The 6,797-nt window shown below is 69.6% G+C and carries 6 protein-coding genes; 3 read left to right on the top strand and 3 right to left on the bottom strand.

Annotated features, from left to right (window positions below; genetic code table 11):
- Nucleotide 1: 1 nt before the first annotated feature.
- The 3 genes from G3576_RS07765 to G3576_RS07755 are packed head-to-tail and all read right to left on the bottom strand — an operon-like array spanning nucleotide 2 to nucleotide 3,339.
- Nucleotides 2–1,291: an MBOAT family O-acyltransferase gene (locus G3576_RS07765; RefSeq protein WP_164693778.1), complete on the bottom strand. Its 1,290-nt coding sequence runs from the start codon at nucleotides 1,289–1,291 to the stop codon at nucleotides 2–4.
- Nucleotides 1,292–1,349: 58 nt separating this feature from the next.
- Nucleotides 1,350–2,972, bottom strand: a complete 1,623-nt coding sequence (locus G3576_RS07760; protein ID WP_164693776.1) for a radical SAM protein — start codon at nucleotides 2,970–2,972, stop codon at nucleotides 1,350–1,352.
- On the bottom strand, nucleotides 2,965–3,339 hold the full coding sequence (locus G3576_RS07755) for a MaoC/PaaZ C-terminal domain-containing protein (protein ID WP_164693774.1): 375 nt from the start codon (nucleotides 3,337–3,339) through the stop codon (nucleotides 2,965–2,967). The genes G3576_RS07760 and G3576_RS07755 overlap by 8 nt, the downstream gene beginning before the upstream one ends.
- Before the next feature lie 199 nt (nucleotides 3,340–3,538).
- Between G3576_RS07755 and G3576_RS07750 the strand changes: the two genes are divergently transcribed.
- Genes G3576_RS07750 through G3576_RS07740 form a run of 3 tightly spaced genes read left to right on the top strand, consistent with a single transcriptional unit; the run spans nucleotide 3,539 to nucleotide 6,787 of the window.
- Nucleotides 3,539–5,404, top strand: coding sequence for an HAD-IIIC family phosphatase (locus G3576_RS07750; protein ID WP_164693773.1), 1,866 nt, complete (start codon nucleotides 3,539–3,541; stop codon nucleotides 5,402–5,404).
- Complete coding sequence (locus G3576_RS07745) at nucleotides 5,397–5,642, top strand: acyl carrier protein (RefSeq protein ID WP_164693771.1); 246 nt, start codon at nucleotides 5,397–5,399, stop codon at nucleotides 5,640–5,642. Before G3576_RS07750 ends, G3576_RS07745 begins: the two co-directional genes overlap by 8 nt.
- Nucleotides 5,639–6,787, top strand: a complete 1,149-nt coding sequence (locus tag G3576_RS07740) for a hypothetical protein (RefSeq protein WP_164693770.1) — start codon at nucleotides 5,639–5,641, stop codon at nucleotides 6,785–6,787. The genes G3576_RS07745 and G3576_RS07740 overlap by 4 nt, the downstream gene beginning before the upstream one ends.
- The last annotated feature ends 10 nt before the right edge of the window (nucleotides 6,788–6,797 follow it).

Genomic DNA, 6,797 nt, shown 5'->3' with positions numbered 1-6,797 from the left:
GTCAGAAGAACTGATAAAGCAGCGGCGGCGGTGAGAGCCCGAGAGCGAGCGCCGCCACGAGCACCACCAGCTGCATGGCCGCAAGCTGCCCGCGATGGGCCTCGATCCGAAGCGCGGCGCGATCCGCGACGACGCGGCCGGCCGGCAACACCGTCGCCAGCACCGCTGCCACGATCAGCGCCGCCGGCAGGATCGCCAGGGACACGGCCTCGGCCGGCAGCCACAGGAACATCAGCGCCATGACGAAGGTCCCGACCGCGCCGACCGATGATGCCAGCGCATAGTCCCGCCGCCGCTTGAGCGCCGCATAGCCCTGCTTGCCGAGCCGCCGAGCCAGCAGCGTCTGCGCCGCCTTGTTCACCCCCGCCGCGACGCCAAGCAGCAGGCCGTAAAGGGCGAAGCGCCAGCCGATGCCATGCCACAGCCCCATCAGCAGGAAGGTGACGACATAGGCGATCGCGCCCAGCCAATGCGCCTGCTTCGTCGCGCCGGTCGTCGCCAGCAGCATCTTCAGCAGCGGATTGAAGACATAGAGCCGGAACCAGTCGGACAGGCTGATATGCCAGCGAGACCACACGGCCAGCATGGTCTCGGCCGCCCAGGGCCGGTCGAAATTCTCCGGCAGCCGCACGCCCATCAGCGCGGCGAGCGAGACGGCCAGCCGCGAATACCCCGCGAAGCTGATCCAGAGCCAGGCCGCGAAGCCAAGCGCCGCGGCCGCCAGCCCCACCGCACCCGGCGCCGCCAACCCCTGCCGGAACACCCACCACGGCCCCGCCGCCAGCACCACCACCCCGAACAGCCCACCCACGATTCCCGCGCCATGGCGCAGCCAGGCATCGCGCGAGGGCCAGGCCGCCGGTGCCGCCAAATCCTCGAGAAAGTCCTGCGCCCGCCCAATCGGCCCAGCGAGGAAGCTCGGCGGGAAGAGCAGCCAGGCCAGCAGGGACAGCAACGGCGCCTCCGCCGACGCCTCGCCTTCCGCCGCATCGACCAGCAGCTGGACCAGGCGGAACATGACGTAGGACAGCCCGATGCTGCCCCCGAGCCCGATCGGCGGCAGCCAGCCCAGCGCCGGCAGCACCTCCCGCACCAGCAGGAACAGCCCGACCAGCGCCGCGATGGACGCGGGCAGCAGGCCGGGCCGCCGCGCGACCGGCCGCAGCATCGCGCAGCCCGCCAGCGCCATGGCCGGCACCGGCAGCATCGCCGCCGGCGTGGGCGCCAGCCAGGCCACCAGCGCCAGCCCGCCCGCGACGAAGGCGACCGCCCGCGCGCGCCGCGCCAGCACCAGCGCCGCCGCGATCAGCAGGAAGACCGGCGAGACGAGGTCCCAGGCCGGCGGCAGGTCACTCGGCAGCTTGGGTGAACTCCGCAGCCTCTGGCAGCGCGGCGAGGTTGCCCGCGGCCAGCTGGCGCTTCATCAGCGCATTGATCTCCGCCTGCCACTGGCGGATCTGCCCGAAGTCGTAGCCCTGGTCATACAGGTACGCCATGTACCAGAGCGAGGTATCGGGATCGATATGCGTGCTCTCGATCGCCTGGAACATCTCCAGCTTGATGCGCGAGGCCTGCTCGTGGCTCATCGTCGCGTGCGACCATTTGTTGCCCATGCCGGTCAGGCCGTATTCCGCGCGCTTCTCATGCACCAGCGTGTGGGGCATGTAGTAGAATTCCTTGAGGGAATAGAACCGCACGCCGTTGTCGCGGATGAAGTCGATATTTTCCTGGATCGTCCCGTCATCCTCGCCCGGGAAGCCCAGGACGAAGGCCGCGAGGTAGTCGATGTCGTGCTTGTTCAGCAGTTGCACGCCCTCGGCGAATTGCCGTGACGTCGCGCGCTTGTTCATGTTCCGCAGCACCTTGTCGCTGGCGGATTCGATGCCGAGGTACACGCCCTTGCAGCCGCTATCCTTCATCATGCGGACGACCTCGTCATCCACATACTGCACCCGCAGGAAGGAGAACCATTCGAAGCGGTACTCCGCGAAGATCTTGATCAGCTCGCGGAAGCGGTGGGGGGGCACGTTGAAGGTATCATCGATGAAGATGATGCGGTCGATGGTGCCGATGCGCATCAGGCTGTCGAGGTGCGCCCGCACATGGTCGGCCTCCACCGTCTGCCAGGGCCCGGCCGTGGTGGGGTAGGAACAGAAGGCGCAGGCGAAAGGACAGCCGGAGGCGGTGCGGATCTGGATCGTCCGGTTCAGGAATGGCAGATGGTGCTGGTCCCAGGTCGGCGGACAATCCTTCAGCGACAGCAGCGGCTCGTTCCACACCTTCGGGCCCAGCTCGAAGCTTCCGCCCGCCAGCTTCCCATCGATGCGCGCCAGGTTGCGTACCGCATCGATCGCGGCCTTGCCCCGCCGTGCCGCCAGCAGGTCCCGCAGATCGGTCTCCGAATTGAAGGCATGCAGCACGTAGCGGATGCCGTAGCGCCGCATGCGCTGCGCGAAGGCGGCGGGGTCGCCGTTGATCGTCTCCGCATTCGCGAAGGCGCCGCCAAGCACGATGTCCATCTCCGGGTCCAGCGCCCGCAGCCGCTTGGCCACGCCGCCCACTTCCTTCCAGGAGAGGTAGAAGGTGGAGGAGATGCCCACCAGCGGCGGCCGCCGGCAGTTGCGATAGGCCTCCTCGAACCAGTCCCATTCGCTGTCGAGGTTGTTGATGACGCGGACACGGTAGCCGAACTGGGCGAGGTAGTTGATCAGGTGGACACCCGCCATGGAGGGCAGGTTCCAGATATTCAGCATCTCCCGCCGCTGCGCCATCGTGCCCTGGTCGAAGTAGCGGCCATGCACACGGCGGTTGATGTAGTCGAGGTGGGAGCGGAACCGCCCCTCATGCAGCACCATCCGCGGATAGACGAGGTGCTTGTAGAGGTCGCTGCGGTCGAGCGGCAGATTGCCGAAGCCTTCGTAGTCCACGACGTTGGACTGCGTGACGAGGATGAGGTCGAGCTGGTCATCCATGCGCCGCGACCTCCTGCGTGAAGCCGATCGTCGCCTTCCCCCGCGCCACGACGGCGCCGCCTTCGTCCCGCGCCTCGATCTTCAACACCACGGACCGCACGGCGTCGGACACCTGGTCCACGACGCCCGCCACGGTCACGCGCGTGCCGGCGATGACCGGCGCGACGAAGGACATGTTCACCCCCAGCAGCAACGCGTTCCGCCCCGGCAGCACCATGCCCACCAGCTGCGAGACATAGCCGACCAGCAGCGCCCCATGCGCCACGCGGCCGGCGAACCCGCGGGATGTTGCGAAGGCGGCATCGAGATGCAAGGGGCTGCGGTCGCCGGTCACGGCCGCAAAGGCATCGATCGCGTCCAAATCCATGAGACACGTGATCTCCGCCCGGCGGCCGGGCGCGAGATCCTGGAACTCCAGCGATGACGCCCCGCCTGCCACGCGATGCCAGTCCCCAGCTTCAATTCCTTCTGCCACGACGCCGCTGCGCGGATCAAGCAGAACGCTTTGCAAGCGAAAGCGGCGCCGGTATCGTGCCACCGCCGATCAGGGGGATGGGCACGTCAGAATGCCGCTGGACATGGTGGACCGAACCCGGGTGAAGGACGGCTTGGCCCGCGCCCGCGCGGCCATCGCTGCCGGCACTCCGGGTGCCGGCCTCGCCATCCTGCGGGAGACGACCGGCGCCGGAACCGATTTTCTCGACCAGCTTCGCGCGGCAAGGCTTGTCGACGGAATTGATGCCGCGGCCCTCGGCCTGCGCCCGATCCGCCTCGCCATCGCGGGCGCCAGCACGCTCGACCATGTCGTACCGCTGCTGCGCTACTGGCTGACCATCGCGGGCTTCGCACCCACCATCCATCTCACGCCCTTCGATACGGCGACGGCCTCGGTGCTCGATCCCGCCAGCGCCCTGCATGACTTCAAGCCGGATGTCGTCTGGCTGTTCACCACGCATCGCGACCACGCCTTGCAGGTGCCGCCCGGTGCTGCGCCGGAGACCCTGCGCGACGCCGTTGCCCGCGCCATCGCCGCGCGTCGCGCGCTGTGGGATGCGCTGCGCGCGAAGGCCTGCCTGGTCATCGACAATCTCGCGGACCTGCCAACGGAGGATCCGGCAGGCAACCTGGCAGGTGCCGCGCCCTGGGGTCACCGTACCGCGCTCCGCCTCCTCAACGCCGAACTGGCTCTCACGGCGCCTCCCGGTGTCGTGCTGCTGGATCTCGACCATCTCGCAGCGCGGCACGGCCGCCAGCGCTGGCACGACCCGCGCTACTGGCATCATTCCAAGCACGCGGTCGCGCCCGATTCCTCCGGCGTGTTGGCCCATGCCGCCGCGCGGCTCATCGCCGGCGCCCGTGGCCTGGCGCGGAAATGCCTGGTCCTCGACCTCGACAACACGCTCTGGGGCGGCGTCATTGGCGATGACGGGCTGGCCGGCATCGCCCTCGGCAGCGGTGCGGCCGGCGAGGCCTTCGTGGCCTTCCAGGCGCATGTGAAGGCGCTGAAGGACCGCGGCATCATCCTCGCCGCCTGCTCCAAGAACGAGCCCGCCACCGCCTCCCTGCCCTTCCGCGAACACCCCGACACGGTGCTGCGCATGGAGGATTTCGCCGTCTTCCGCGCGGGCTGGGGCAACAAGGCCGATGTGGTGCGCGACATCGCCACGACGCTCAACATCGGCCTCGATGCAGTGGTCTTCGTCGATGACAACCCGATGGAGCGCGACATCGTCCGCCGCCATCTGCCGGAAGTCGCGGTGGTAGAGATGCCCGACGATCCGGCCCACTACATCGCGGCGCTGGAAGCCGGCGCCTGGTTCGAGGCCATCGCCTTCAACGCCGAGGACGCCGCCCGCACCCAGCTCTATGCCGAGAATGCCCGGCGCGACGAACACCGCGCCGGCTTCGTCGACATGCAGGCCTATCTCGCGAGCCTCGACATGGTGGCCGCGACCGGCGGCGCCGATCCCTTCCACCTGCCGCGCATCGCGCAGCTCATCGGCAAGAGCAACCAGTTCCACCTGACCGGTACGCGGCCGACGGAAGCCGAGATCGCCGCCCTGGCGCAGCATCCCGACTGGACGGTCCTGCACATCCGCCTGCGCGACCGCTTCGGCGACAATGGCCTGATCGCGGCCCTGCTGCTGCACCAGCAGGGCCAGGACCTCGTCATCGACACCTGGGTGATGAGTTGCCGCGTGCTGGCGCGCGGCGTCGAGGAATTCACCGCGAGCCTGGTGCTGGCCGAGGCGCGCCGCCGCGGTGCCACCCGAGTCCTCGGCCGCTACAAGCCATCGGCCAAGAACCAGATCGTCGCCGGCCTCTATCCGAGGCTCGGCTTCGTGCCGGCGGGCGAGGATGGCGGCGCGTTCCTTTTCTCCACGCCCGCGGATCGCGATCCCTGGCCCAGCATGGTGCAACACGATGCCTGACCGCGCCGCGATCGTCGATCGCCTCACCACCGTCTTCCGCGAGGTGTTCGAGGACGAGGCCCTGGTGATCCAGGACAGCACGACCGCCGACGACATCGACGAATGGGACAGCCTGCAGCACATCGTCCTGGTGCTGGCGGTGGAGCGCGAGTTCAAGGTGCGGCTGAACCCGGCGGAGGTCGGCAAGCTCGAGAATGTCGGCGCCATGGCCGACCTGCTGGCCGCCCGCGCCGCATGATGCGCCTGCTCAGCCCGAACGAGGCGAAGTTCTGGCTGCTGGACCAGGTGGCGCCGACCAACAGCATCGTCGTGCTGCAGCGCGCCGAAGGCGGATTCCCCATGCAGGCGCCGCCGGGCTTCGACCTGCCCGTGGCGCGCCTCGGCCGCCGCGCCCGGCCGCGCTGGACGGCCGCGACGCGGCCCGGCGTCATGGCCCGTATCACGCTCGCCGCGGAGGCCGATTGGGTCGGCGTCGCGGAGGATCTGCTCGATGCCCGCATCGGCACCGATGACAACCCGCCCTGGCAGGCGGTAGTCGCGGACCATCCGGGCGGGCAGACGCTGCTGCTGGCCGTCAGCCATGCGCTGACGGATTACCGCACCGCGCTCGCCATCGGCCGTGCCTTCGCGGAGGGCACGCCCGTTGGCGACCTCGCCCCCGCCTGCGAGGAATTGCTGCCCGGCCGCGTCTTCGCCGATGCCGAAGCGGGCGACCTGATCGAGGGCTGGTGGTCGGACCGCGCCGGCGCGCGGTGGGAAGCGCTCGGCCTTCAGCGCCTCACCGCCATCCTGCCGCCGGCGTCGCGCACGCAGCTCACGCTGCATCGCTACGACGAGACTGAGACGGCGCGCATCCTGGAGCGCTGCGACGCGGAAGGGGCGAGCCTCAACAGCGCGCTCGCCATCGCGCTGCGCGATGCCGCGGGCACGGATGCCTGTGCCTTCTCTGTCGATCTCAGCCGCTTCATCCGCCCGGCCCTGCCGCCCGGCCCCGGCATGGCGATCAGCCATGTCTATGCCGACCTCGCCCCCGGGGAGTTCTGGGAATCCGCGCGGGACAACCGCGCCGTGGTGTTCGAGCGCATCGAGGGCGGCGAGGCCGGCGACAGCCTGCTGATCCTGCCGCGCCTGCTGCAACGCCCGGGCACGCCGCCGGAATGGCGGCGCAGCGGCCTCACCATCACCGGCGCCCCCACCTGGCGCGCAGCCGGGGAGGATGGCTACGACCAGCAACTGGTGCTCAGCGCCGCGCGCGCCGGCGGCGGCGTGGTGATCCCGACGCTGTGGCGCGGGCAGCTGCAACTGCTCGGCTGCTCGCCGGAGGACGATGTCGCCATGCCGCTCGCATCCCTCGCCGCCGCGCTGCTGCGGGCCTGCGACTGATGGCAAGGGA

Source organism: Falsiroseomonas algicola (assembly GCF_011040385.1).
GTDB classification, from domain to species: domain Bacteria; phylum Pseudomonadota; class Alphaproteobacteria; order Acetobacterales; family Acetobacteraceae; genus Falsiroseomonas; species Falsiroseomonas algicola.
This window is presented reverse-complemented; position numbering and strand designations above follow the sequence as displayed.

What these genes read in the sequence shown, in the direction of transcription:
- G3576_RS07760 (WP_164693776.1), bottom strand. Translation starts at nt 2,972, where the DNA reads ATGGATGACCAGCTCGACCTCATCCTCGTCACGCAGTCCAACGTCGTG.
- G3576_RS07755 (WP_164693774.1), bottom strand. Translation starts at nt 3,339, where the DNA reads ATGGATTTGGACGCGATCGATGCCTTTGCGGCCGTGACCGGCGACCGC.
- G3576_RS07750 (WP_164693773.1), top strand. Translation starts at nt 3,539, where the DNA reads ATGCCGCTGGACATGGTGGACCGAACCCGGGTGAAGGACGGCTTGGCC.
- G3576_RS07745 (WP_164693771.1), top strand. Translation starts at nt 5,397, where the DNA reads ATGCCTGACCGCGCCGCGATCGTCGATCGCCTCACCACCGTCTTCCGC.
- G3576_RS07740 (WP_164693770.1), top strand. Translation starts at nt 5,639, where the DNA reads ATGATGCGCCTGCTCAGCCCGAACGAGGCGAAGTTCTGGCTGCTGGAC.